This window comes from Legionella cardiaca (assembly GCF_029026145.1).
Lineage (GTDB): Bacteria > Pseudomonadota > Gammaproteobacteria > Legionellales > Legionellaceae > Tatlockia > Tatlockia cardiaca.
In genome coordinates this window covers 3,045,872-3,072,229 of sequence record NZ_CP119078.1, presented here as the reverse complement: position 1 = coordinate 3,072,229, position 26,358 = coordinate 3,045,872, and the positions used below count along the sequence as shown (strand labels likewise).

The following is a 26,358-nucleotide window of genomic DNA, read 5'->3' as shown; positions in this document are numbered from 1 at the left end:
CATTATATAATTTTCATAGGGTAATAGGACCTGGTCAGGAAGGACAAATAAAAATTTGGTTACTATGATAATTTTTTCAAAGAGCCGGGTCTTTGGGCGATAAATAGAAGTGCCGCGGCTAATATTGCAATTAATGCCAGGACAATTAGTGACAATTTAACCATAATTGCTGCTAATAGACCGCCTATAATCCCTGATAATGCTTCTGCCAATACTTGTAATGATTGATTATTCCCCATTACTTTCCCTTGATCAGTTGTTGATGTTGATACAGATAGCAACGTTGCACATGCAGGGAGACAAATAGCTAAAGCCAGAGAAGTTAAAAATAATGTAATCCACAAGGCGTTAACGTGATGAGGAATAATGATAATAAGCATAAAAATTCCGGTAAGGACGGCTGAAACAACCGTCATAATGTACGGCGAATACCTATTGGCCAAAAATCCTGTAAGCCATACATTTCCTACTATAATTGGCACAGCAACCCAAGCAATAAATTGCGAAAGTTGTCCTACTTGCATATGAAACTCATCTACCAAATACATTGGGTAACAACGGAAAAAGCCAAAGATTGCCAGATATAATAAAAAGTTAATAAAAAATAAAAATCGCAAATTTTTTGCCGTAAAAATAATTGAAAAATTAGTAATTAACTTTTTATAAGCAATTTTTTCTTGAAGAATGTTGCTCGATAACGTTTCCCTAAAATTAAAAAATATCCAAATTAAAACGGCGAATAAACATACACAGACTATTGCAAACGGTGTTACATCATTAAACCAGGAAATAATATTAGGATTTGCCAAGCTACCGCCTAATAAGGGGCCAATAATGTAGGCACTGCTGGCACTCAGATAAATATAACCGAACAATCTCCCACGATCAGACTCATCAGCAATATCTGCGATAGCTCCTTGAGCAACCACGATGTTACCTTCGCTTAAACCTGCTAGAAATAAACCAAGGATTAATAAGGTTAAACTCTCAAAATAAAGTGACACGGTAATTAATATATAAAAAATGGTAGTAAACAGGAGTGATAAAATTAAAATTTTTCGACGACCGTAATGATCGGAAAGAGCGCCCAGAATTGGAGAGCCTAGAAATTGTCCCAACGGATATAAGGCTAATAAAATTCCTAACAAAATAGTACGCCAAGTCATGGTGCTGGCTACGGATACCATGGATGTATGTCCATGCAATATCATTGGCGTAAACAGAGTAATCATAAGGCTATAACCAACAAAGCCAAAGAAGATAACTAAATATAAAGGAAGTACGGTATTAAAAGGCGGTTGCGTTTGGGATGGTGCTAGAGCAGGCTTCATGCAATCACTCTAAAAGGCGATTCTTCGATTAAGTATGATTCACTTTGCATGGTTTTGCATAATTTCTTATGGTCATAATGAAGAAAAATAGCGCTCATGTAGTCGCTATGATCTTTCTTTTCAAAGAGTTAGCTTTGACGATAGATAGGAGAGTAGCTATAGTTAAAACATTCTCTGCGGTCATTTTTTAGCAAGAACAGGTAAAAGGAGATTTACAATGGTTCTACAATATGACGCTATTATTCTCGGTGGCGGTAAGGGTGGAAAAACATTAGCGATGGACTTAGCCAAAAATGGCCAAAGAGTAGCAATGATTGAGGATAATCAAATTGGCGGCACCTGCATTAACGTTGCCTGCATCCCAACTAAAACTCTCGTGCAATCTGCAAAAGTGGCGCACTATTGTCGTGAAGCTGAAAAATATGGTTTAAAAGCCCAACTGGAGTCTATTGATTTTAAAGCAATACGTTCGCGTAAGGATGGTGTTGTGCAGGCTATGCGCGATGCAAATCTTAAACAATTTTTGGACTCAGGAATGGATTTAATGTTGGGGCGTGGACGCTTTATCCGCCATAAAACACTGGAAGTTAGTTTATCCACGCCGAGGGAAGGTCAATCCAAACTGGAAATTACCGCTGATAAAATCATCATTAATACTGGAGCCTTGCCATTTGTCCCTGCTATTCCAGGCATAGATAAGATTCGTTATTATACTAATGATAGTTTAATGACTATTGATGAAGTGCCACACCATTTATTAATTATTGGTTGCGGATATATTGGTCTTGAATTTGCCCAAATTTTTCGTCGGTTAGGTGCTAAAGTAACAATAATAGAAGCAAGCCCCGAATTTTTGAATCGAGAAGATAGAGACATTGCAGAACAAGTATTGCAAGTATTAACGCAAGAAGGTATTCGCTTCGCTCTCGATACAAAAATTAAGCAACTACAACAGGATAATGACGGTATTGTTATCGAAGTGAGCTGCCAAGGTAAACCAGAGATTATGAAAGGCAGCCATGTTTTAATGGCTGTTGGCCGAGTGGCTAATACTGAAGGTCTTGATTTAGCGAAAACCTTTGTAAATGTGGATGAAAGAGGTTTCATTAAAGTTAATGAATTTCTGGAAACTTCAGAGCCAGGTATTTGGGCTTTGGGTGATGTTAAAGGGGGAGCACAATTTACCCATTTATCTTTAGATGATTATCGATTGTTAAAGCATAATTTAATTAATCCTACCCATAAGCAATCTTCGCAGGGGCGTTTAATTCCCTACACTGTTTTCTTAGATCCTGAACTTGCACGTATCGGTTTGACTGAAACCCAAGCTTTGGCTCAAGGTTATACAATTAAAATTGCCAAGATTCCGGCTGCAGTTATTCCACGGGCAAAAACTCAGGGCGAAACAGCGGGAGTTTTGAAAGCAGTTATTGATGCAGAAAGCGATAGAATTTTGGGCGTTTCTATTTTTTGCGCGGAAGCAGGTGAGATTTTGGCAACCATCCAGCTTGCAATGGAGCTTAATGTGCCTTATCAAAAGTTGCGTGATTTAATGTTTGCCCATCCGACATTAGTTGAAGGTATTAATCTGTGGTTTGCCCAACTTTGATTTAGTTATTCCATTTTCGCAACTGTACCCTAAGCAAGGATGATGTGATGAAACAGATATTAATGTTACTGATTGTTCTACAGTTAGCTTGCGTTGGTATGGCTAACTCGCAAACTTTAACTTGCCCACCCGTTGATAAGCAGGGGAAATTAAGAATAGATTCACAAGCGGAGGCTATTCTTGAAAAATGCATTAAGCAAGCCCCGCTAACCAAAACAGCTTTTTTTAATAATAAAACTCAGCAGTATACTGCGGCGCGGCAACAGCTACATAACCAGATTATTACCGAAATTCTAAAAAATAAGCCCTGCCAAGTAAAACAGCCCATTGTCATTTTTACTGCTGGCTTGCCTGGGGCGGGTAAGTCGACTTATCTACAAAAAAAATTACCCTGGGTAAATTCAAAAACGTTTGCTGCTATCGATGCCGATGAAATTAGGGCAAAGCTGCCTGAATATAAAGGCTGGAACGTTGAAAGTACGATGCCTGAAGTTAAAGATATTGTAGACGATATCTTAAATCGGATAGGAAAACCTTGTGAGTATAACCTGGTATATGATTCACCAATGATACATGCGGATTTTTATGAGCAATTAATCGCAAAATTAAAGGCTATGCATTATCAAACCTACATTGTTTATGTTAAAACCCCCTTAAATGTAGCTATTGCACGTGCAAAAAATCGTTATCTGGAAACTGGACGGTATGTGTCAAAATCTTATCTGGCAGAGGCTGAGAAAAATGGCCAGCAAACTTTTAATACGATAAAAAAGAAAGTGGATGGCTACATTATTGTCGATGGTGAAAATTTTCAAACCATCGAACAAGGCGGAAAACCCTTCCCTAAACATGTCTCTAACAAATAAGGGTTAGGGTGATAATAATTGTTGCTGCCATCCTGCTGGGGCTTTTTTATATTCTATGACATCAGAAAGTTCATCAGTGCGATAAGTATAAAAGATCATGCGCTCAGGAATTAAACGAAACCCACAGTAAAACTCACTCATTGGCAAGGGAACATCAGTATAATGTTGAGCGATTTGCGTTTTTTTGTCTTCGAGGATTTGTTTTGTGGTAATGGGTAGTGAAGATGAAGAGGCATAGCTATGAAATCTAATTTGTGCCTCGCGCGGATAACTTTGCCAATAGCATTGGTTTTCGGAACCTTGTAATGCAACCACATTACCTTCAATAATCACTTCGCGCTGAAATAATTCAAACCAGAAAACAAGACTGGCTGTAGGATTTTTCAATAATTCGGTAACTTTTCGTGTCCCCTGTTGGCTAAAAAAGAGTAAACCTTCTTCGCTAATTTCACGAATTGCTACCACACGTCCATGCGGTAGGGCATTGAGATTTGCAGTACAAAGAATGGCTTGTTGAGGATTGGGAGCGCCAGCTGTAATCTCTTCTTCAAGCCAACGTGTTAAAAGCTGGAAAGGATTTTTTGTCATGATTTGATCTTGATTTTATTTGCTTCGAGAAGGGGGCAATATACCTTTTACAATACCTAAAAATTGCATAAGATAAATTATCAAGATGACGATTAGCAAGCAGTTTACCGCTAAATTAATAAAAGGATCAAAGCTCAATAGATTGATGGCCCATATCAGAAAACCGCAAATGACGGCCATGATTAAATCACTTAAACGAGCCATAATATTCTTTTGTTAGATTCCGTGAATAAAGTCTAGTAATCCTTGGAATTAATTTCAATTACTGGGTGTAATTGTAGGAGTGTCCTCCTTTTCGATACACCGTCTTTTTTTCTCACTAAACAAGCTTGAGTCGCTTATCACCAACTCACGCTTTTTGGATTTACTATGACAGTCCATAAAACTATCTAATTTATTTTTTATAATACTTCTTTTAAATGGAAGTGAGGCTTCATAAGACTGAAGAGCCATAGTTTTAAAATGAAAACTCTCATAAAAGCTTTGACCGTATGCTGAAGAGATGAGTGAGATATTGGTAACATCCAATGCTACACATAGATCATGTACCGCTATCATTAACAATGAACCAATTTTTTGATTACGATAATTTTTATCAATAGCCAAGGAATGGAGCTCGGCATCCTGGTCATCTATATTAACGGTTATTACTCCAATAACGACGCCTTTTTTTAAACAAGCTAATACAGCCACGTTTTTAAGCGAACTAAGTAAATAACTGGGTTTATATTGTTCCGCCTCTTTTTCGGGGAAAGTTTCTTCAATAAGTAAATCGGCATCCTCGATTTCAGGATCATCGTCAGAGAGAAGTTGAAGTTTAAAAGGGCATTCCTTTAATGCTCGTCTTAACCTTCTAGAAAAACACTCTTTAAGAGTATTTTCATCTTGTAAATCTTCTAAAGTAGGCATAAAAAATCTGTCGTAAGGAAAGAGCATCTATTCTAACACATAGACAAAGATATGTTCAATATTAATTCATATTGCTCTATAAGAAATCCAGTTTGCTTTGACATAATTGAGTTATTGCCTAGAATGGAATGGGTAATTTTACCCATGATGTGATTGATAGTTGCGTCAAGTGGCTATATAATGAGCACCTTCTTTGTTATCTACCTCCCAGCTATGTCACACATTCTTTTTGATCAAAATCGGATTGCTCCAGAAATAATTGAACAATATCTCCATATCATTACCAGGATTCTATCACGAGAGTTGCGTTACCCTCAGGTGAAAAAACTGGCGGGTATGACCTACCATAATCAAGAAGTTTTTCGAGCAAAAACCGATAAAAAAGAACGGATAATTTACACTTATACCCAACATCAAGGGGAGAAAACCCTGCTAATTCTGCGTGTCCTGGACGATCACAATTACAAAAAAGTAAAACAGCAATTGCGAGGTGAGGCAACAGTAGCCTCTCATGAGTTGGAAGAGAAGCCTCTAGGCTTTGTGAGTGATGACGAACCAGCAGAAGCCCACAAACTTATTCCTAGTGTGGGTTATAATCAGATGACATTGATACTGGATGATTCTCAACAGCAAGCGTTACAACAAAAGGCACCATTAATATTAGCAGGAGTCCCTGGAGCAGGCAAAACAGTACTACTCTATAATTTAATGTTGCGCACGCTTGCTCAGATTGTTTCTGAAAGGGAAGCAGCCAATTTATTTATTTCTCAATCAGAAAGCTTATTGAATAGTTTAAAAACGGAATATGAACAATCGGCCTTGGAGCAAAGAGAAACAGTACAATTTGCTACTTGGAATCAATTGCTTAAAGCACATTATCCTCATTTAAAGCAAGTAAGTGCTGAAGATTTTAAGCAATGGTTAAATACTACCAAATTGAAAGCCGAGCCAGCGCAAGAAGTACATTATGAATTCAGTTTAATCGCTGCATTAGGTATAGAAGAGTATGAAAAATTGGCCAATCGCCAATCCTATTATTCTGACAATACTGCTAAGAAAAAAGAATTAATCCGACTAGGCAAGGTATGGCAAAAGTATCTGGATGACAAAAAGTTATTTGATCCGATGGTAACTCGCTTAGATCCAGCCAAAAACCCATCCTTTGATAGTATTTTTTGCGATGAGGCACAAAATCTACCTCCTGTAGCGCTACTCGATTTTATTCTTTATGCCAAAGATAAACGATTAGTTGTTTGTCTGGACACAGAGCAATGTCTGTTAAGCTCTCCGTTTATTTATAACTGCCTAAAAACTCTTTTACGCATCCATTACGGAACTTACAACGAACATGCTTTATCACGTACCTGGCGTTGTCCTCCTAATATTATTGCGGTTGCTGAATATCTGATGGATAGGAAACATCAATTAGCCAGTGGTCAGCGCCGTCTTTATCATCATATTAAATCAGCACATTCAGATGGCGGGGTGATAACTTGGGTTAATCAATCAGGTTTTGCACAATTAAGTCAACACGGCAGCTCTGCGTCTACAGTGGTCCTGGCTGAGAATCTTGTTGAAGGTGATCGAAGCCAGATTAATAAGGAACTAGGAACAAACAACCTTCTAACCGCTTCTCAAGCTATTGGACTTGACTTTAATATTGTTATTTTATGGAAGCCCTTATCTACAAATCCACATTTGTGGTCTCTTTATCAAAAATGGCAAAAATATAAATCCAATTTCGAAGTATCTTTGGATGAAATCAATGCCATAAATTCTTTATATGTTGCTTTAACCCGTTCGCAACAAGCTGTTTTCATATATGAAAAGGATGAGCGTGCTCTTCGATTTGGTGAGTATTTACTTGGTACATTAGCTCTCAATCAATTCCTGCCTGCAAAAACCACTGGGATAGATGAAAGAAAGCAGTGGGAGCAAGTTATCGAACATCATTTAGTGGAAAAAAGATTTGATGTTGCCAAAGAATTAATGAAATTTCACTTGAATATGGATGAAAGCGCTATTACTCAACGAATTAAAGACGCGCAATCAACGACAGTGCCTCAAGCTTCCCAAGAAAAAGCCGAGGCTGCTTCTGCTGTTGCAACTCCATTATCTCGCAGACGCGAAAAGCATCAGGTAGTGGCTGCTGCAAGAAATAATAAAAAACCAGAGCAAGGCATAATGATTGCTGATACTCAAAAAGCAGTTTCGCCAGAAACAAGCAAGACGCAGCAATACATAGTCAATTTGTTGAAAAACCCAAGTGAAGCCAATCTAAATAAGCTCTTTACTCATTCAAAAATTTCCACTTTTTTATTCAATTGTCCGCTCGAATCTGACATGTGTTTGTTTCAAGCATTGATGGTAAAACCAACTTGTATCGATTTCGTCCTGCAAAGCGCGTTGACCCATTTCAATCAAATTTCTTTTGGGCTTGCAACTGAATTAATTAAGCAAAGCAAGTCTGAAGCTAAGCTCTTTTTTATGCTTGCCTCAACGCAAAAAGGCTGTGCAATTCTTCTAAAATTACTGACAGAGCAGCCATCCTTTATTAAGGAAATTCTACCTGATGTGTTGCATAAATTAACGACAACCGCTTTGCCCTTCATGATTAACTTTGTTGCTGGGCAGCGGTTCTTAAACGAACTAGCTGATCTTCATCCTGAGTTTCAGATCAAACTTAGTGCAGAACTGCAGCTTCAGTTTAAAGAAGGCAAAACATCAGTATTTACTAAGTTAATTAGGACCGATGATGGTTTGAAAGTGTTATTGTTTTTGTTAGCAGACGCCCCCTTCGGTAGATCAATTCCCTTAGACATATTGAAGGGAGAAGAAAGTGCTGTATCGAACTTTTGCATTCTTTGCTCAACTGAATTTGGAATATATATACTCGATCTGTTATTAGAGAAAAGGCCAGATTTACTTAAGACTGTAAATCCAGATATGTTTTTTAAACGATCACTGTCTGGGCACGATGATCATGCTGGACCTACTCCTTTTATGTATCTTTCCAACGCGTCTACGGTAGGTCTTCACTGTAGAGGTCGATCCGTTTTGCGTAAACTATTTACAGCTAATCACGCACTGGCTAAAGCAATTAACAAAGTAAATTTTTCATTGCCTCCGGGACACAAACTGACCTCTCCTTTATTCGGTTTAGCGGAATCAAAACTCAGTAATGGAAGAGGACTTCTAAATTATTTAATAAATGAATGTGGCTGCTCTGATGAAATTGCTCAGGCAGTTTCTGCCGAAGCACTATGTACTTTTTATACATGGCAAAATTCAAATGCATTGTCGGCATTATATTGGCTTTCAACGGACTCTGAAGGGGTTAAATTTTTAATGCGTGTCTTTGAAAAGAATCCTGAAGTTGCCAGAGGAATTAGCGCGAAAGCTCTCTGTGCTGCACAACCTGCTGCTTATGGCCGTGATGCTAATTTATCTCCTATATATCTTTTTTCAACCACGCCTCAAGGGTGTCAGCTTTTAAATAAATTAATTGAATTAAATCCTCACTTAGCCAGAGAAATTACAGCAGGGGCGTTATGTTTAACCTATTTGGAACGAACTGACTTTAATGCGTTGTCAAATGCCCTGTATTACCTTGCAAATTGTTCCGAAGGAAGACGTTTTCTAACTACTTTGTTAGCGCTGAATCCTGAAATATTTAAAAATATTCATCCAAAAGAATTATACATCGTGCACTTAGTGGAAACTTATAGAAATTACACAGTAATAAATAGCTTAGCCGCGCATCCAGAGGGTTGTGAATTTTTAAACAAATTATTTTTACTTAGACCTTCTTTTGCCAAAGAGATGTCGGGGGATACCCTTTTATCTTCAGTTTATTATGGGTGCCCACAACCATTATTTCGCCAATTTGCTAATAATGCAGAAGGTATAAAATGTCTGGCTACCTTATTAGAGGTGAATCCTGACCTTTTTAAAAATAAATTGCTCGACCTTTTTAGTGACACACAAACAATTTATAAATTGGCTTCTTCACTGGATGGATGTCGGATACTAAATCAGTTATTAATGCTTAATCCGACTTTAGTCCAATCCATCTCCCAGCGAATTTTCCCTTCCTCTCAAGATAATCAGGCGGAACAATTGTTGAAACAACTTGAAGTAAATCCTGAGGGACAACGGTTTCTGGCAAAGTTAACAGTAAGTGAAGAGAGCGAATTTGTAGTAGATAAAAAAGATACATTGTCTGCAGTTGATAAAAGAGAGATAGAATCCGTAACAAATAATAAAGGTATGGACTTAGTAGCTGATAATAAAGATACGCTGTTAATAGCACAAGAAACAGAGTTAACACCGGAAAATAGTGATAATAATACGAAACCTGCCGGGTCTGCGGTTAGTTATTCTGATAATAAATTCAGCTTATTTTTCCAAAGAGATAGTCTACCAATAAATACTGAACCAGCAGCTTCGCCACAAGTCAATTAAGAAGAAAAATCCTGGTAGATAATAAAAGGAATTTTGCAACGTCCAAAGCTATAGCTTGTAACAGGTGAGTATTAACAAAGTAAACGCTCAATATAGATTACAGTTAAAAATTTACAGCAATCATAATTTAAACTCTGGCTCGATAAAGTTCACTTTATCAACTTGAGCGGTTCTAAAAAGACTATGTGCTGAATAACGTTTGGGGTAATAGTTATTTATCAATACTATAATATCTTGACGTTGAGTAATTTTAGCAATGTCGATAGGTAAAATACTAATATTCGTTTCACTCCCCTGCCGCTCAATAAACTGATCCATATTAAAGAAGAGAGATTCTCTTGTAAGTGAGGGATTTTTTTCGACCAAAAAATTAAGAGATTTGAGTAGCTGTTTTTGGTTAGTAATAAAGGGAACATCGAATCTTACTTTATTTTCTAATAGCAGTTTAATGACATTCATATCGCCGCTTTTAACTGCCAGGTAAGCGAGTCTTGGATCACTGATTACCTGTTGATTAACCTTAAGTAATTTTTCAATCACAGCAATCTGTCCATACTTAATGGCAATAAGAAGAGGCGTCATACCCCCTTTCCTGGCTTTATAAAGGTTGGCCCCAAGTTGATGGAGTTTCTCAAGTACTTCAACATGACCCTTTTTAGCAGCAAAATACGCAGCCGTCGTCCCTTTAGGTCCGGTTTTATTTAGGTCATATCCAAACGCATGTAATTTTTCGATGACAGCCACAAGACCATTTTCAGCAGCAATGTGAAGAGGTGTATAGCCGTTAGCAAGAGGGGCATTACAATCTATTCCCCACTCATGAAATTTATCGATGATTGCTACATGGCCATTCTCAGCGGCGATGTAAGCAGGTGTATAACCATCAACTGTAGGGATATTTATGTTAAATTTCAATTCATGAAATTTCTCAACAACAGCTAAATGACCATTCTCAATGGCGATGTGGATAGGGGTAAAACCTGCCTCCGTAGCACTAGTGATATTGACACCCAATTCATGAAACTTGCTAACGGCATCGACATGACCATGTTGTGCGGCAATGTAGACAGCTGTACAACCTTCGTTTGTAGCGCTATCTAATTTCATACCTAATTCATAAAGTTTTTCAATGACAGTCACATGGCCCATTTGTGCAGCAATATGAAGGGCATTATGGTTGCCATTTATCAAGCTATCCCGATTGGCGCCAAATTCACAAAGTTTCCCAAGGACTAGGGCTTGGTTAGCGAAAGCGGCAATATGAATAGGAGCAAAGCCGTTATTAGCAAAGCTGTTGGGATCAGCCCCTAACTTCAGAAGTGTTTCAACGACGTTGATAAAACCATATTGTGCAGCAATGTAAAGGGGTGTGTAGCCGTGAAGAATGGGTGCATTACAATTGATGCCCAATTCATACAGCTTTTCGATAATAGCAACTTGATTATTTTGTGCCGCCATATAAGCAACCGTACGACCATCAGTTGTGGTTTTATGAAAGTCAGCCCCAAGCTTAAAAAACTTCTCGAGGATGAAAACATGACCATTTTTTGCGGCAATATGTGCTGCTGTGATGCCTCCGGGGCCACAGAGGTTAAGATCCACACCATACTCAATGAATTTATCGACAACGGGAATGTGTCCAGCTTGTGTTGCGATTAGAAGCGGTGTAAAGCCGCCTGGAATAGGCTGATTGCAATCGATGCCAAATTCATGAAGTTTCTCGATGATGGCAAGTTGGTTATACTGTGCAGCAGTATAAATCGGTGTGAAATCGTCAAAGAGTTGATTACAATCGTTACCCCATTCATGAAATTTCTCAATAACAGCAACATGACCTCTTTGCGCGGCAGCATAAATCGCATGATTGCAATCGCGTGTGGCAGCACCAAGTTTATAAAGTTCCTCAACGGCAGCGACATGACCATTGAGGGCGGCAATATGAATTGGTATATAACCAGAGGCAGTATGTTGATTGCAATCTAAGCCGAATTCATGAAGTTTTCCAAGAATACTGGCATGCCCGCTTTCAGCAGCCCTGTAGGCCAGAGTCATACTTTGGGGTTGCTCGATATACTTATTATCAGTTTTTATTAATACTAGCTGAGTGAGGGGTTGCTGAAAGTCAATGCCTAATTGATGCATCGTTTCCACGATATCGAGATGACCGCACTCCACGGCAATACATAAAGGGGTAGTACCCTTACTATCAGCTTTATTAATGTGGGCACCCAACCTATGGAGTTGTTTAAGCATGGCCACAGAACCATTTTGGGCAGCTAAATAGGCTGGAGTTATCCCTTTAGCCGTTGCCTTATTAAGGTTTGCACCTAGCTTATGAATTTTCTCAATTAGAATAACATCATCATTTTCAGTAATTACATGCACAGGGCTAGCGCCACCATGATCCGATTTATTAAGATCAGCGCCGAATTCATGAAGTTTTTCAATTAAAGAGAAATTACCTTTTTCAGCGGCAAGGTAAATCGGTGTTGTACCGTCACTGAGCGGTTTATTAACGTCAGCGCCAAGAAAACTTAGCTCAGTAAGCCAGTCAACTCTTTCTTTACTTACGGCAATATGAATTAAAGTGGGGGTACTGCCAAGGTTATAAAAACTAGGAGCCATGTTATAAATTAGGGTAGTAAATCTGGCAATAATTTTTTTAATTTCTGGGTCTTTGGTATATTTATTCTTTATAAGTGTTTCAATAATTTTTTTATTGTTAATAAATTCTCTGCTCAATGGATGATTATTAATAATGACTTGGATGAAAAGTTTTGTACGAGCAAGATCACTTAAGATAAATTCCAAAAGAGTCTGTGATTTCCCAGATGGTAGAGTTGCGCAAACTGTTTGAAGTAGTATGGTCTCCCAAGGAAAAACTGATAATACAACGGCTAGTCGTTTTTCTGAGAAATCCGCCATTAAGGAATGCAAAGCTTCTTGTTCGCGCGAGAGGCGCTGTTTTGCTGGGGTAGCGAATGGTAACGGTTTGTTAGCAGATGATTTGCTCTCTGATTTTTGTAATTCCTTTTTCTTGCCAGGAATGGGAGTTTGCACTCTGTCGGCAGGAGGTAACTCTTGAGATTTCAAGCTAAAGAATGGTGTGGCTTTTTCTTGTTGAAAGGCTCTGAATTCTTCTTCTGTGCGGTGCAAAATGTCTAAAAAAATACCACGTGCCTGTTTTTCATTGCCTTGGCGAAGCAAAGTACTTGCCTCATCTAGCCATTCTTGGGTGGTTGCCACCGAGGTGGATGAGGTGAGAACTTGTAGCGGCTGCTTTTCTTGTAAAACAACTGCTTGTAAGGGCTCGTAAAGGGACCTGATCCTATGATCGAAATCTTGAACAACAAATACTTCAAGGAGTCCCCGGGTTACTCCCGTAATTAACCCATTAAAATAAGGGAGATAGGACTCATCACTTTCTCCGGCCTTTGCCCTATTACTGGATGCACTAGTGTTTTGACGCTCTTTGAGTTTCACACAAGCTTTAATTGCGTCACTGCTATCTAAAGGTCGCCAGATAACAATGGTTTTCTTCTCCAAACCTTTAATATCTTCTGAGGTAAACACCAGTGGCGTTTCGAATATTTCCTTGGCTTCTTCAATATATTTGGGGGAGGTAATTACGACAAAATTAGTACTGTGTTTAGCTTTTTCCTTTAAAACTTTTAATTGATCGCTTTTAGTCCCAAACCAGTAAAGTTCTCCACGATTAGGATTATCTTCATTTGCTGGTTTGATTTGGCTTTCTGTTTTATCAGATGCTCCCCCCGTCACTTGATATTTTAAATTGATCAGGGTATTAGCGAGATCGATGATACGCGGTGCACAACGATAACTTCCTGGTAGTTGATGTTCGTTAACAGCTTGGTTCTTTATATAAAACATTTGGCGTAAGAAAGGCAAACGAGATTTGCCATCGAACAATATCTGATGATCGCCCAAGAAATAGGCGATGTTTCCATTCATTGCCAAATTATACAGCTCAATAAGTTGTCTATAAGAAAGATCTTGTGCTTCATCAACAAAAATAAGTGGGTGACGCTCGTTCTCATCAACGAACTTAATAGGATTAAGCTCTGATGAAACATAACTATTTCGAATTAAATGGCTTGTGTATTCATGATATAACTGGCAAATTACCTGTCGTTTTTCCTTTTGTTCCTTGGATATACTGCTTTGGCGATCACCTAAGTCGATATACTCGATATCCGTGTATCCAGAGCGAATTCTAAATTCATGCCACACTAGCTCTGTCGTGAGTGTTGTTTTAAAAGATTTGTATTTTTGCTGTTCGAGCGTTTCGTCAAGCCAGGTATTAAACAAGCCATGGTCGGCAAAACGGCATTTTTTTTCCTGTTTGGCAAATAACTCCTCATAGGTTGTGAATAAGGCTAAATTGTGCAGATGGGGTTCAACGGCATTCATGAACTGCAGCTTCATCTCTTCGACAAGAAAATGAGAGCGACTGACATAGACGACTGGACGAGAATTTTCTTGCAACGCGGTGCGGTTGACATAATCTAATAAGGCAAAAAAGGCGACACAGGTTTTGCCTGAACCAGCAGGACCGTAAACTATAGCCGGTAATTTGGTTTCCATGGCGTGATTTTGATTTTCACTCAAGCAAATAAAATCTTGTTTGTAAAAATCTAGAGGAATGAATTTATTTTTTTCTTTTGTCTCAGGAAGTTGCTGCTCTAATTCCTTGGTATCAAATTGAGATGCATGTAGCTTATCAATACTTAATTGAATATCAACGTCGCGATGGCCAAGTTTAGCCAGGAACATTTTTAATAATCTAGGGTCTCTTAAAAAGCGATTTTTATGATAATCATGATTGTCGACTTCTCCCAGGAGACCCAGTTTTCCTTGATAAGCTGTAAACAACAGACGGGTATCGGAATTTACTCTTATAGAAAAAATTAAAATTTTTCTTGAAATGCCATGGAGTTTTTCTAGCGAAAGACTTTTATATTCACCGGCTAATAGTTGTTCTATCGCTTTTTTGCGCGTCAATAAGATATCACGTTCACCAATTATTTCGCGCCAATAAAATACTTCACTCATAATAAACAAATTTAAATCAAATTGGATTATTGTAATTCAATTGGTGGCTGGATTTGGATGGGTAGTTTTACCCATGAAGGAGCGTTAGAGCAGCAATGGTGCACATTTCTGTGCCCCAGGAAGCGCTAAGAGGCGCGGAGGTCGCTGTCTATTGTTGTACTGCTAGCGGGCAATCTGTCAGCTTTCTTTATTGCGATTGACAGAGTAAATAATAACTTTTAATTTCATAATTAAGACAACAAGTTTAAAAAGCAAATATCCTTTTTCAGGTAGGTTTGTTAACTTGTGCAAATGGAAGTATTAAAAGTCCAACTGACAAAAAGAGAAGCAATAGATTTGAGAAAATTGAAATGGATTTAAGTGCAAATTTAGCGGACATAGGAGGTATGTCTGAGCCATGTAACCTAACAATTATAAGGATGCTTCTATGAAATTTTCAGTAACCTATTGTGTAGCTGATCAACAAGCGGGTAGTAATCCTCTTTGGCACAGTTGCTTGTTATTGTCTCAGTTGTCTGAACTGGGAGAAAAAATGGAAGTAGTGGATCAGTGGGGGTTTTATGGTGTTCCTACGACTGGGTCGAGAGATTCATTAATTGGCAAATTAAAAATTAAGTTGGGATTAGACCTTGATCTTCAGGGTAACCATGGCATGCTTCGTCATGAAGAGTTGCGTTTTCTGGATCTAGGTCGTGGGTTACATGGTGTCACGTTTGAGTTAACTGAAGATCAATTCAATTTGCTGCGTGAAAAATGTAGCAATATGGCTTTAGGACAAGAAAATGCAATCAAAGAAATCGTTGAACCCTTAGGTCTTAAAGGTAAGTCATCTGCTGAAACAAGAGTATATCCTCACGAACAATACTCTGCATTAATATTTGCTTTGGAAAAGGCAAGAGCAATACAGGAAGGGCGTGCTCCGCGATTAAAACCTTTTGAATTAAAGGCTTCGCTGACATTTTGGGGACCTGATCTCAATCAATCCAATACCTGTAAATCACAGGCAATTGCCTTATTAGCAGAGGTGTTATCACCACAACAAATTAATAGACTCACTGAGAATGGCAAGCATATAACAATTCCCCGATACAGTGGTGTTATGGAATCTATTTTCCTCCATAGTAGTGGGCCCTTACGTATTCATAAGAAGTCTTCAGGTAAGAATGTTTATTATCGTGATATGAGTGATCCTGGCGTTAAACTACACTGGACTCTTCCTCCTCAGGAAGTAGAGGTTTTATCAGCTGATACTAAGGATTTATTAACCATTCCCAAACAATATTGTGCGCAAGTAAAGTCACTGGTTAAGCAATTACAACTCTTGGAGTGGTTATTTATTAATGCAGAATTACCAGCTCGATATGACCATTATAAGCAAGGTTTAATCGAGCGCATTCATGAAACTTATGAGGCCTTTGCCAAAATTACTCCAAAAAAGGCTCAATCAACAATAGATGGTTGGTTAGGGAAAGCACTGCTATTGTTATCAGCACCAAGAAATATTGATGAAGCTTGTTTACAGAAAAAAATTGCCCAGGCTAATAATTTATTAAATGCCATTTACATGGCAATTGTTGATGATTGGGCGATTGATGATGGGCTACCCAGTGAGCTGCAAGAACCTGCAAATGAAGCTGAAGATTATAATTGGTTAGAGGCAATTGCCTCGTATTTAACGACAGAGGAAAAACAACAGGTATGCAATCTTATTGGACGGAATTATCTTAACCCAGAGCTTGACAATGAATCTGAAAATCCCAGTTATGCTGCTTTAATACAAGCTTAAAAGCAGTGGTCAATGGCGTTTAGCGAATATGCGGAGTGTAATTAACGACATGAAAGCGTTTATTTTCGACTACGGCGCCATATTCTTGCTGCGCAAGAATTAATGTATCAGTTACAACCCCTAAAATCATGTTTGCAATAGGTGTTTTTTTATATCGCTGTAGGGCATCAATGCGCGCCATCAGTCGATCATCTTCTTGCTCGCCGGCAATGGTTTTTAAATTAATGCGTTTTCTTGCTGCTTGATATTCCTGAACAGTATCAATAACTGTTTGCACATTATCGTTGTAGTGCTGCGTCATGACAGTTTCAATGGTATTGACAATCGTTTCTATTGGTTGGCTGTAATAACTGAGTAAATCGGCGCAAACGTGTGCCAATTTATCGATAATTGATAAATATATTTTTTCCTGGCGCAACATTAAAAACTTCATGGCTTCATTAGCATGGGTTTGTAATAGCTCCAGGCATTCTTCCTTAGAAGGTAGTAATTCTTCTATTCTTTTTTTCATGGCGAGGTTTCCTTTTTTATCCATGTGCAAAGTATAGCAGTAAAATATATGATCAATTTATTGATGGTAACACCTTGTTTAATAGATAGAATTTATCTCGGCTTCAAGCGCTAAGCAGCATTATTTTGCCGATTTCATGACTGTCGAATTAAACATCATTCCGAGGGTAGCGCGGAATCTCCTGCAAGAGGCACAATGTTAGTAGAATTGGACCATTAAAATCATTTTCCAGGGCGACATTATTAACTCCATGCAAAAAATGTATTAACAAAAAAGTACTGCCAATTGTGGGAGATTCCGCGCTGCGCTCGGAATGACGGGCGTTTTTTGCAATGACGGTTGTGTATTTTAATCGGCCACATTCAACGTCATTCCGAGCGCAGCGAGGAATCTCCATGCAACATGGCACCATGTCATTAAAATTTGACCATTAAAATCATTTCCAGGGTGACATTATTTAACTCCATGTAAAAAATGTATTAACAAAAAGCACTGCCAATTGTGGGAGATTCCTCGCTGCGCTCGAAATGACGAGCATTTTTCGCAATGACGGTTGTGTATTTTTCTTGGAACGAGGGTTTATTTTTTTGGAATGACAATTATTTTTTACTGGGAAAGCCGTGTGACCGTTTAAAATATTCTTACAAACTGGTTAAGACAGTGATAACATTTGCCGCGAATATTTGATTCAAGGATGACGTCTCAGATGGGCAAAGGAATGAACCGTTTTGTGCTACTCATTGCATTAATTGCGGGTTTTGCTGGGTTTTTATTTGGTTTTGATTCCAGCGTAATCGCCGACATTCAAGATCAAGTCACTCAACAACTCTCGCTTTCGAATTGGCAGTGGTCGCAAGTTGTGAGTTTCAGCCTTCTTGGTTCAATTTTCGGAATCCCGTTAAGTAGCTTTATCGCAGATAAATTAAGTCGCCGTACACTATTAAAGATAGTTGCCTTGGGTTTTATTGTCGGCACCTCATTTTGTGCTCAGGCACATAACCTGCAGTATTTGCTGCTCGGTCGATTTATTATTGGTATTTGCATTGGCATTGCCTCCTATGCCGCACCTTTGTTTATTTCTGAAATCGCTCCACCACAACAACGTGGTACCTTAATTTTAATTAATGGTCTTGCAATAACTTTTGGTCAAACAGCGGCTTATCTTGTAGGTTATGCAGTACATGATTTGTTCACAACAAGTTGGCGTCTTCTTTTATGGTTAGGGGTTTTGCCTGCTCTAATCCTATATTTCGGCCTGTATTTAGTCCCTCATTCACCGCGATGGCTGATAAAGAAATATGGCCCTGCTGAAGCACAAAAGGTGTTGGAAAAAACTCGTTCAAACAAGACCGATGTCCAAGAAGAGCTTCAGGAAATTAAAGCAGCAATGCAGCAGGTCAAACCGAATTTCAAATTGCTTTTAAAACCACCCATTTTCTTTGTATTGCTTTTGGGAATAGCACTTGGTGTTTTCCAGCAATTATCCGGCATTAACGCCATTATGTTTTATGGTCCAATGATTTTTATGTCCGCTGGTTTTTTCTCAATAAAAAATGCCATTCTGGCAACGTTTTGGATCAGTTTACTTAATTTTCTGCTGACTCTTTTTACCTCCTTATTTATCGACCGTTTTGGTCGAAGACCGATGTTGTTAACAGGAACACTGATGGCAGGCTTAAGTCTACTTGGCGTTAGCCTTGTTTTTTATTATAGCGTTAGTGATCACCAGGGATGGATGCTATTTTTTATGACCTTGTATGTCATTGGTTACTGTATCAGCCTTGGCTCAATATTTTGGGTGCTGATTGCAGAAATTTATCCTAACCAGGTTAGAGGCTTTGCAATGAGTATTGCCTCTCTCATGCACTGGATTGCCAATTTTCTTGTATCCATTTCCTTTTTAAAATTTTATGAGCAACTAGGTGAGGTGAGCGTCTTTGCAATCTTTAGCCTGGTTTGCTTTCTGTCGTTTGTTGTAACTTATTTTTTTGTGCCGGAGACAACCGGCATGTCTTTAGAAAAAATTGAACATAATCTTCAAACTGGAAAACGGTTACGTGAAATTGGTCAACCTGGGAATAATGGTCGCAAGAAGAGAAAATCGTTATTGGGACCAAAAAGTGTCATCAATTATTTTCGCGCAGCCAATGTCGATGAAATGTAATGCTGCTTACGCTGTGCAATGTATAGGAAGAGTTATAAACACGAATGTGAATTAACGGATGGGAAGATATTATGAATAATAAGAATCAAATTTGCCGGATAGGAATTTTAGGTGCCGGTCGTATCGGCAAATTACATGCAGAAAACATTCGCTATCATCTACCGCAATTTAAGTTAGCAGCAATAGCCGACCCGTTAATTAATCGAGAGTGGGCTGATTCGCTGCAAATACCGCTTATTAGTCAGCATTGTGACGAGGTTATTCAACACCCGCAGATTGATGCAATTCTTGTTGCCTCGCCTTCTCATTTGCATATTGCCCAGATTAAAGCGGCAAGTGAAGCAGGTAAAGCTATTTTTTGTGAAAAACCTGTCGGTCTTCCTGAAGACAATATTCAGGGTGTTTTAGAGGCGGTGGACAATAACAAAACTCTACTACAGCTTGGTTTTAACCGTCGTTTTGATGCCAGTTTTGCCAATATTAAAGAACGTATCATCACGGGTGAAATTGGGGTGCCGCAAATTATTCGCATTACTTCACGTGATCCAGCCTGTCCGCCTAAAGACTATTGTGCTGCATCGGGAGGAATTTTTATGGATATGACTATTCACGATTTTGATATGGCAAGATTTTTGTCCGGTTCAGAGGTTGTGGAAGTCTATGCGAGTGGTGCGGTGCTTATTAATCCAGATTTTGAAAGTTATAATGACGTTGACACGGCGGTTGTGCAAATGCGGTTTGCTAGTGGTGCCTTAGGCGTGATCGATAACAGTCGACAAGCTGTTTATGGCTATGATCAACGGCTCGAAGTTTTTGGCTCGCAAGGAATGTTGTTAGCTGACAATCAACTCAATCATGGGGTAAAAGGGTTTTCATCGCATAGGACGAATCAAGCCAATCCTAAGTATTTTTTTCTGGAGCGCTATCAACAAGCGTTTATTGCTGAACTGCAAGCCTTCTATCACGCGTGGCTTAACAATATGCCAAGCCCAGTGTCAGGATGGGATGCGTTTAAAGCTTTACAGATTGCTAAAGCCGCTAAGCAATCCTTAGCAATCCATTTACCTGTTAAGGTGGACTAAAATGACAATTTCACAACATATTCCAGTACAACAGGATAGACCTATCGATTTGATTGCTATGGGACGAGTTGCTGTTGATTTATATGCGGAGCAAATTGGCAATACGCTCGCCGAAGCGAAAAGTTTCCGTAAATATTTGGGGGGGTGCGCAGGCAATATTGCCGTGGGAAGTTCCCGATTAGGTTTAAATGTCATGATGTTTTCGTGCATTGGTCAAGATGAAATGGGGGAATTTGTTAAACAAACCCTGATTCATGAAGGTGTCAATGTTGATTTACTGCAGGAAACCAATAAACATCTAACTGCTTTGGTATTGCTTGGTATTAAACCCCCTCACGAATTTCCCTTAATGTTTTATCGAAATGACTGTGCTGACATGCAAATCCAGCCCGAACCACTAAGTGAAGCGCTTTTAAAAAAGTCAAAAGCATTGCTAATTACGGGTACAGGATTATCGACACCAGCTATGCTACAGACTACGCGCGTAGTGATTGAGCGAGCAAGGCAGCAAGGAACGTTGGTTATTTTGGACTTGGATTACCGTCCTGTGCTTTGGGGTTTAACCAAAGTAGGTAATGGTGAAACACGTTTTCTTGCAAATGAAACAGTTACGCAAATCTATCAAGGGATTCTAGCGAATTGTGATCTAATTGTTGGTACAGAGGAAGAAATTTGTATTGCAGGAGGAAAGAGTAATTTAGAGGAATCGTTAAAAATTATCCGCCTAAAAACCGTGGCTCCAGTAATTGTTAAATTGGGCGCCAACGGTTGCCAAGCCTATTTTAAAAACGCAGATCACCCATTAACTGCGAAATCATTTCCTGTGCCTGTACTGAATGTATTAGGGGCAGGTGATGGTTTTATGGCCGGTCTTTTACGCGGCGTGCTGCGAGGAGAATGTCTTAAAACGGCGATGGCTTATGGCAATGCTTGTGGGGCTTTAGTGGTAACCCGTCATGGCTGTGCACCTGCAATTCCCTATTGGCCCGAATTAAACTATTTTTTGCAAAACTATGAGAATGATCCGCATGTTTGGCAAAGTGAAACCTTAGAACGGCTGCATGAGCGACCTGACGTTTTTGAAGCGGCAAACACATTGATTAAACGCCGTAATGGTTTTGTTGATGGTGTAAATCGCATCGTTCATCTGCATGATTCAGCGGTCAATGTTGCTATGAATTTTAGTTCCTTAAAATTACGCGCAGGAGAAAAATTTTCTTTTAGCCAGAATTATGAATTTGCTGCTGTCTTGATGACTGGGCGGGTGATTTTTAGTTATCAGCAAAAGGCAGTTGAATGTGAACGGACTGATTATTTTTCCCAAAGTCCTATTGTTTTACATTGTCCCATGCAGGTAAAAGCACAGGTTGAAGCTTTAAGTGATTGTGAAATTTTATTGATTGAAACTGAAAATTCCCAAGCTTTTCAGCCCATGCTTTTTAATCACAGTAATCTTGTGGAATTTGATCATCGGGGTAAAGGTGTACTGGAAGATACGTCTTACCGCCTGGTAAAAACAGTTTTTGATAAGCGTAACAGACCGGAATCCAATTTGGTTCTCGGTGAAATTATTACTTTCCAGGGGCGCTGGTCCAGTTATCCTTCCCATTATCATGCACAACCGGAAGTTTATCATTATCGTTTTTCTGAGCCTCAAGGATTTGCTTTCGGTGAGAATGGCAAAGACGTGCTGCGTATTGAACATAATGATACGTTTAAGATTGCTCACGGGCAGGAGCATGCGCATTGTGTAGCCCCTGGCTATGTTTTGTATACGCTATGGTTTATTCGCCATCAAGTGAACAATCCCTACCTTACCCCAACCTTTCGTGAAGAACACGAGTGGACGCGCAAAGCGGCAGCAATGCGCGTATGGCAATAAGCAAAGCTAATTGAATTTAGGAGCATGCTATGAATAAGAATCGCTTAACCATGGCTCAGGCATTGTTACGATTTTTAGCCAATCAATATGTGGTTATTGATGATAAAGAATATCGTTTTGTTGAAGGCATCTTTGGTATCTTTGGACACGGAAATGTTACTGGTATTGGTGAAGCATTGGAATATGATTCCTATGGCTTAACCTATTATCAGGGACACAATGAACAGGGTATGGCTCACATCGCAACTGCTTTTGCCAAACAAATGAATCGCTTGAAAATTTTTGCTTGTACTTCATCGATAGGCCCCGGTGCAACGAATATGGTAACGGCAGCGGCGACAGCAACAACCAATCGCATTCCCTTATTGCTATTACCAGGAGATATTTTTAGTTGTCGCCAACCTGATCCAGTATTACAACAGCTTGAAGTGCCCTATGATTACACAATTTCCGTGAATGATTGCTTCAAACCCGTCAGTAGGTATTGGGATAGAATCTCTCGACCTGAGCAATTGATGACTGCTTGCATTAATGCCTTTCGGGTTTTGACTGATCCTGTTGAAACCGGTGCAGTCACCCTCTGTTTGCCACAGGATGTGCAATCCGAATGCTATGACTATCCGGAATTATTTTTCGCAAAAAGGACATGGGAGATAGAACGTAGGTTAGTAAGTCATGAGGCTATTGAGCGAGCGGCGGCATATTTAAAAAAAGCTAAAATGCCGTTGATAGTGGCTGGTGGTGGTGTTCATTACTCTTTCGCTACAGAAGCGCTAGCTGAATTTGCCTTGAAACACGGTATTCCTGTTGCTGAAACTCAAGCTGGTAAGAGTGCGCTGCCTGCTTTGCACGCAATGAATATTGGTGGTTTGGGTGTCACCGGTTCAGAAGCAGCAAACTGCATTGCTGCAGAAGCTGATGTGATTTTGGTTGTAGGCTCAAGATTGCAGGATTTTACTACCGCTTCAAAGTGGGCCTTTAAAAATGATCAATGTCAATTAATTCATTTGAATGTGAGCCGTTACGATGCGGTAAAAATGAACAGTTTAGCACTTACGGGTGATGCGAAATGGGGACTTGAACAATTATCAGCGGTCTTAGGTAGCTATAAAACAGAAGATGCTTATCAAAAATTAATACAACTTTATAAAGCAGAATGGAATAAAGAGGTTAATCGCGTCTGTAGTATTCCTGCTGCGACTGCGGGTGGTTTACATCAAACTGCTGTTATTGGCCTTTTGAACGAGTTTGTTGGTATTGATGATGTCATTGTTGGTGCTGCTGGAAGTTTACCAGGTGACTTGCATCGCCTGTGGCGTTCTAAACACCCTAAAGATTATCATCTTGAGTATGCCTATTCATGTATGGGTTATGAAATAGCTGCAGGACTTGGTGTTCGGTTCGCGAAAGCGAATGCCCCAGGTGAAGTTTATGTATTAGTTGGTGATGGCAGTTTTATTATGCTTCATTCGGAATTGCTGACTTGTATACAGGAAAAGAAAAAAATTACCGTCATTCTTTTTGATAACCACGGTTATCAATGCATCCGTAATTTGCAAGAAGCCCATGGTAGTCAAGGTTTTGGTAATGAATTTCGTTATCGACAACCCAATAGTAATCGTTTGGACGGTGACTATTTAACCATTGATTTTTGTCAATACGCGGCAGCCTTGGGTGCGAAAACAATGTATGCAGACAGTTATACAACCTTTACGTCAGCATTAAATGAAGCTCGAGAGCAAACCAGCTCCTGCGTTATTGTGCTCCCGGTCTTACCTAAAACCATGTCGGAAGGATATCAAACATGGTGGCGAGTGGGGGTGGCAGAGATGTCGCAATCAAAGGAGGTGATGCATGCTCATTTAAAGATGTGTAAACAATTACAAGATGTGAAAGTCTATTGAGAGGGAATGACACGATGACAATTAAATTAGGGATTGCGCCCATCAATTGGAGTAATGATGATGATCCATCTTTAGGAGGTGAAATCACATTTGAACAATGCATCAGCGAAATGTCTTCAGCAGGATATATCGGAACAGAGCTGGGTAATAAATACCCTCGTGATCCCATTCATTTGAAACAAACATTAGCTGATAAAGGTTTACAAATGAGTAGTGCCTGGTTTAGTACCTTTTTTACTGAATCAGAACAATACGATGCAACCTTGTCACGATTTCTTACTCACTTAAGTTTTATGCGTGCTGCCGGGGCTAAATTTATTAATGTGTGTGAGTGTGGACACGCTATTCAGCAGACTGGACATGCCATTCTGGGCATGAAAAAGCCACAATTTAATTCACAACAATGGCAGCAATTAATTCAAGGTTTGCACACACTTGGAAGAATCGCTCACGATTTTGGTGTGCATGTTGTTTACCATTATCATGCAGGAACAGGCGTATTTACCGAAGAAGAAATTGATTTTTTAATGCAAAATACCAGTCCACAATTACTTGGTTTATTGTTAGATACCGGGCATGCAGCGTTTGCTGGAATTAATGTCATGGATTTAATTAATAAATATAAGCGGCGAATTCGCTATGTGCATTTAAAGGATATCAGGTTGACGGTATTAGACTCGGTTCGTATGCAGAATTCTAATTTTATGGATGCTGTTCGCGAAGGTGTTTTTACTGTTCCGGGCGATGGTGATCTTAATTTTATACCGCTGATTCAAGCCTTAAAAGAAGTAAATTATCAGGGTTGGATGATTGTGGAGGCGGAACAAGATCCAGCAAAAGCGCCCCCCTTGGCTTACGCACAGAAAGCCTTTGCATACTTGGAAAAAATCTTATGATTTCTTAGGCTCTTGGTGCTAAGGTACATCAAGAGCTGCCTTCTATGCCTCAGCGTTTTTAATAAATGCAACAAGATGCTTCATAAGTTCATAACTATCTCTCGTTGCAGTAACATGATTGAGATTGGCAGTAATGACGATGTTTTCCTCTTTTAACCAAACCATCAACGCACTATAGCCAAGTGTACCCCCACTATGCCACCAAGCTTCCTCGCTAAAAGTATCAAAATCATGAACAACGCCCAAGCCATAATCAATTTTTTGGGCTGTATTAGGTAGTGTTGCGTCAACAACGGTCATTAGTTCATCCATTTGGGCTGACGCTAATACAGACCCATTCATTAAATGTCTAAACCAGATTGCCATGTCATGAGAATTCGCAATCATTGCGCCAGCCGTATTCGCCCAAGAGATATTGGTACCAGTAATATCTTTCGGCTCATCCGGGAAATAGCCGCGGTCCGAATAACCATGTGCCATTCGTTGCAGCATGTCATCGTTGTATAATGATGACAAATAATAGGTATTGGTTAATTGTAATGGTGTAATAATCTTATTAGTAATTGTTTCTTCAATCGGGCGACCAGTAATTTTTTCAATTACCATTCCAGCCAATACGTAATTAGTATTTGAATAATGCCAGCCTGTGCCTGGTGAAAAATAGAGAGGCTTTTCGAGGACAAGATTGATTAATTCACGACTAGACCAGGATTTTAAAAAGTCAAAATCAGGCTCATGCCCCATCACATCCAGCACATCCGTGTAGTTAACTATGCCGCTGCTGTGATTGAGTAATTGTTGGATGGTAACGTTTTGCCAGGTAATTGGCATGTCTTCTAAATAATTTCCAACAGGGTCATGAATGGATAATGCGCCTTCTTCTTCCAATTGCAAAATAATTGCGGCAATAAAGGATTTGGTTTCGCTGCCAATCTGAAACAGGTGATCAGGTCGTATAGAAATACTTCCGTCTATAGTGGTTGTGCCGCTGACAAAATCATGAGGAATATCTTCATCCGAACAGCTAATACTAACCTCAATTCCAGGAATTTTATACTGCAAACGATCACGTTCAATAATGGTTTGAATCCCTTCGTTAAGATTTTCAGAGCAAGTTGCAAAGACATTGCCAATAAGTAAAAAAGCGGCAACCACGCAGTAACCAAGCCAATCTAGTTTATTGAGTACCATTAATTTTCCCTAAATAATAAAACAGATATAAAAATACAAAGAAGCGTAAAGATAATCCCTATTCTCCAAGATGGTTTTCTCAGAAAATTCAGTTAATCTACT

Annotated in this window: 16 protein-coding genes; 9 read left to right on the top strand and 7 right to left on the bottom strand. The window is 39.2% G+C overall.

The features are described from left to right. Window positions 1-62 precede the first annotated feature (62 nt). Complete coding sequence (locus tag PXX05_RS13335) at window positions 63-1,331, bottom strand: MFS transporter (protein WP_275088684.1); 1,269 nt, start codon at window positions 1,329-1,331, stop codon at window positions 63-65. A 217-nt stretch (window positions 1,332-1,548) separates the two neighbouring features. Here PXX05_RS13335 and PXX05_RS13330 point away from each other — a divergent pair, with 217 nt between their 5' ends. Together PXX05_RS13330 and PXX05_RS13325 are read left to right on the top strand one after the other, a co-directional pair. Beyond that, window positions 1,549-2,940 carry a mercuric reductase gene (locus tag PXX05_RS13330; protein ID WP_275088683.1) on the top strand — a complete coding sequence of 464 codons (1,392 nt, stop codon included), beginning with the start codon at window positions 1,549-1,551 and terminating at the stop codon, window positions 2,938-2,940. A gap of 47 nt (window positions 2,941-2,987) precedes the next feature. Then, a complete protein-coding gene (locus tag PXX05_RS13325) occupies window positions 2,988-3,806 on the top strand; it encodes a zeta toxin family protein (RefSeq protein WP_275088682.1) in 819 nt (272 codons plus the stop codon). Window positions 3,807-3,809: 3 nt separating this feature from the next. On the opposite strand, the gene PXX05_RS13320 is transcribed toward PXX05_RS13325, so the two are convergent. The 3 genes from PXX05_RS13320 to PXX05_RS13315 all read right to left on the bottom strand — a co-directional run bounded on the left by PXX05_RS13320 (window position 3,810) and on the right by PXX05_RS13315 (window position 5,303). Beyond that, window positions 3,810-4,394: a pyridoxine/pyridoxamine 5'-phosphate oxidase gene (locus PXX05_RS13320; RefSeq protein ID WP_275088681.1), complete on the bottom strand. Its 585-nt coding sequence runs from the start codon at window positions 4,392-4,394 to the stop codon at window positions 3,810-3,812. Window positions 4,395-4,409: 15 nt separating this feature from the next. Next, window positions 4,410-4,574, bottom strand: coding sequence for a hypothetical protein (locus PXX05_RS15170; RefSeq protein WP_420844653.1), 165 nt, complete (start codon window positions 4,572-4,574; stop codon window positions 4,410-4,412). Window positions 4,575-4,652: 78 nt separating this feature from the next. After that, the gene (locus PXX05_RS13315) at window positions 4,653-5,303 is read right to left on the bottom strand and encodes a GNAT family N-acetyltransferase (protein WP_275088680.1); all 651 of its coding nucleotides are present in this window, start codon (window positions 5,301-5,303) and stop codon (window positions 4,653-4,655) included. 213 nt (window positions 5,304-5,516) lie between these two features. Between PXX05_RS13315 and PXX05_RS13310 the strand changes: the two genes are divergently transcribed. Next, window positions 5,517-9,767, top strand: coding sequence for a DNA/RNA helicase domain-containing protein (locus PXX05_RS13310; protein ID WP_275088679.1), 4,251 nt, complete (start codon window positions 5,517-5,519; stop codon window positions 9,765-9,767). Between the two features lie 120 nt (window positions 9,768-9,887). On the opposite strand, the gene PXX05_RS13305 is transcribed toward PXX05_RS13310, so the two are convergent. Continuing rightward, the gene (locus PXX05_RS13305) at window positions 9,888-14,840 is read right to left on the bottom strand and encodes an ankyrin repeat domain-containing protein (RefSeq protein ID WP_275088678.1); all 4,953 of its coding nucleotides are present in this window, start codon (window positions 14,838-14,840) and stop codon (window positions 9,888-9,890) included. Window positions 14,841-15,267: 427 nt separating this feature from the next. On the opposite strand from PXX05_RS13305, the gene PXX05_RS13300 reads away from it, so the two are divergent. Then, window positions 15,268-16,626, top strand: a complete 1,359-nt coding sequence (locus tag PXX05_RS13300; protein WP_275088677.1) for a hypothetical protein — start codon at window positions 15,268-15,270, stop codon at window positions 16,624-16,626. A gap of 19 nt (window positions 16,627-16,645) precedes the next feature. Here PXX05_RS13300 and PXX05_RS13295 read toward each other — a convergent pair whose 3' ends face one another. Continuing rightward, window positions 16,646-17,137: a hypothetical protein gene (locus PXX05_RS13295; protein WP_275088676.1), complete on the bottom strand. Its 492-nt coding sequence runs from the start codon at window positions 17,135-17,137 to the stop codon at window positions 16,646-16,648. Between the two features lie 706 nt (window positions 17,138-17,843). On the opposite strand from PXX05_RS13295, the gene PXX05_RS13290 reads away from it, so the two are divergent. From PXX05_RS13290 to iolE, 5 genes are all read left to right on the top strand, one after another. Further along, complete coding sequence (locus PXX05_RS13290) at window positions 17,844-19,301, top strand: sugar porter family MFS transporter (RefSeq protein ID WP_275088675.1); 1,458 nt, start codon at window positions 17,844-17,846, stop codon at window positions 19,299-19,301. Between the two features lie 71 nt (window positions 19,302-19,372). Continuing rightward, window positions 19,373-20,383, top strand: coding sequence for an inositol 2-dehydrogenase (gene iolG / locus PXX05_RS13285; RefSeq protein WP_275088674.1), 1,011 nt, complete (start codon window positions 19,373-19,375; stop codon window positions 20,381-20,383). 1 nt (window position 20,384) lies between these two features. Continuing rightward, window positions 20,385-22,265, top strand: coding sequence for a 5-dehydro-2-deoxygluconokinase (gene iolC, locus PXX05_RS13280; protein ID WP_275088673.1), 1,881 nt, complete (start codon window positions 20,385-20,387; stop codon window positions 22,263-22,265). 29 nt (window positions 22,266-22,294) lie between these two features. Continuing rightward, a complete protein-coding gene (gene iolD / locus PXX05_RS13275) occupies window positions 22,295-24,169 on the top strand; it encodes a 3D-(3,5/4)-trihydroxycyclohexane-1,2-dione acylhydrolase (decyclizing) (protein ID WP_275088672.1) in 1,875 nt (624 codons plus the stop codon). A 14-nt stretch (window positions 24,170-24,183) separates the two neighbouring features. Continuing rightward, window positions 24,184-25,065, top strand: coding sequence for a myo-inosose-2 dehydratase (gene iolE / locus PXX05_RS13270; RefSeq protein ID WP_275088671.1), 882 nt, complete (start codon window positions 24,184-24,186; stop codon window positions 25,063-25,065). A 42-nt stretch (window positions 25,066-25,107) separates the two neighbouring features. Here the strand turns inward: iolE and PXX05_RS13265 are convergent, their stop codons facing one another. Next, window positions 25,108-26,256, bottom strand: a complete 1,149-nt coding sequence (locus tag PXX05_RS13265; RefSeq protein ID WP_275088670.1) for a serine hydrolase domain-containing protein — start codon at window positions 26,254-26,256, stop codon at window positions 25,108-25,110. Window positions 26,257-26,358: the final 102 nt, after the last annotated feature.

Coding starts and splice junctions, on each gene's coding strand:
- PXX05_RS13295 (WP_275088676.1), bottom strand. CDS start 17,137: ATGAAAAAAAGAATAGAAGAATTACTACCTTCTAAGGAAGAATGCCTG.
- iolE (WP_275088671.1), top strand. CDS start 24,184: ATGACAATTAAATTAGGGATTGCGCCCATCAATTGGAGTAATGATGAT.
- PXX05_RS13310 (WP_275088679.1), top strand. CDS start 5,517: ATGTCACACATTCTTTTTGATCAAAATCGGATTGCTCCAGAAATAATT.
- PXX05_RS13265 (WP_275088670.1), bottom strand. CDS start 26,256: ATGGTACTCAATAAACTAGATTGGCTTGGTTACTGCGTGGTTGCCGCT.
- PXX05_RS15170 (WP_420844653.1), bottom strand. CDS start 4,574: ATGGCCGTCATTTGCGGTTTTCTGATATGGGCCATCAATCTATTGAGC.
- PXX05_RS13300 (WP_275088677.1), top strand. CDS start 15,268: ATGAAATTTTCAGTAACCTATTGTGTAGCTGATCAACAAGCGGGTAGT.
- iolD (WP_275088672.1), top strand. CDS start 22,295: ATGAATAAGAATCGCTTAACCATGGCTCAGGCATTGTTACGATTTTTA.
- PXX05_RS13305 (WP_275088678.1), bottom strand. CDS start 14,840: ATGAGTGAAGTATTTTATTGGCGCGAAATAATTGGTGAACGTGATATC.
- PXX05_RS13330 (WP_275088683.1), top strand. CDS start 1,549: ATGGTTCTACAATATGACGCTATTATTCTCGGTGGCGGTAAGGGTGGA.
- PXX05_RS13315 (WP_275088680.1), bottom strand. CDS start 5,303: ATGCCTACTTTAGAAGATTTACAAGATGAAAATACTCTTAAAGAGTGT.
- PXX05_RS13325 (WP_275088682.1), top strand. CDS start 2,988: ATGAAACAGATATTAATGTTACTGATTGTTCTACAGTTAGCTTGCGTT.
- PXX05_RS13335 (WP_275088684.1), bottom strand. CDS start 1,331: ATGAAGCCTGCTCTAGCACCATCCCAAACGCAACCGCCTTTTAATACC.
- PXX05_RS13290 (WP_275088675.1), top strand. CDS start 17,844: ATGGGCAAAGGAATGAACCGTTTTGTGCTACTCATTGCATTAATTGCG.
- iolG (WP_275088674.1), top strand. CDS start 19,373: ATGAATAATAAGAATCAAATTTGCCGGATAGGAATTTTAGGTGCCGGT.
- iolC (WP_275088673.1), top strand. CDS start 20,385: ATGACAATTTCACAACATATTCCAGTACAACAGGATAGACCTATCGAT.
- PXX05_RS13320 (WP_275088681.1), bottom strand. CDS start 4,394: ATGACAAAAAATCCTTTCCAGCTTTTAACACGTTGGCTTGAAGAAGAG.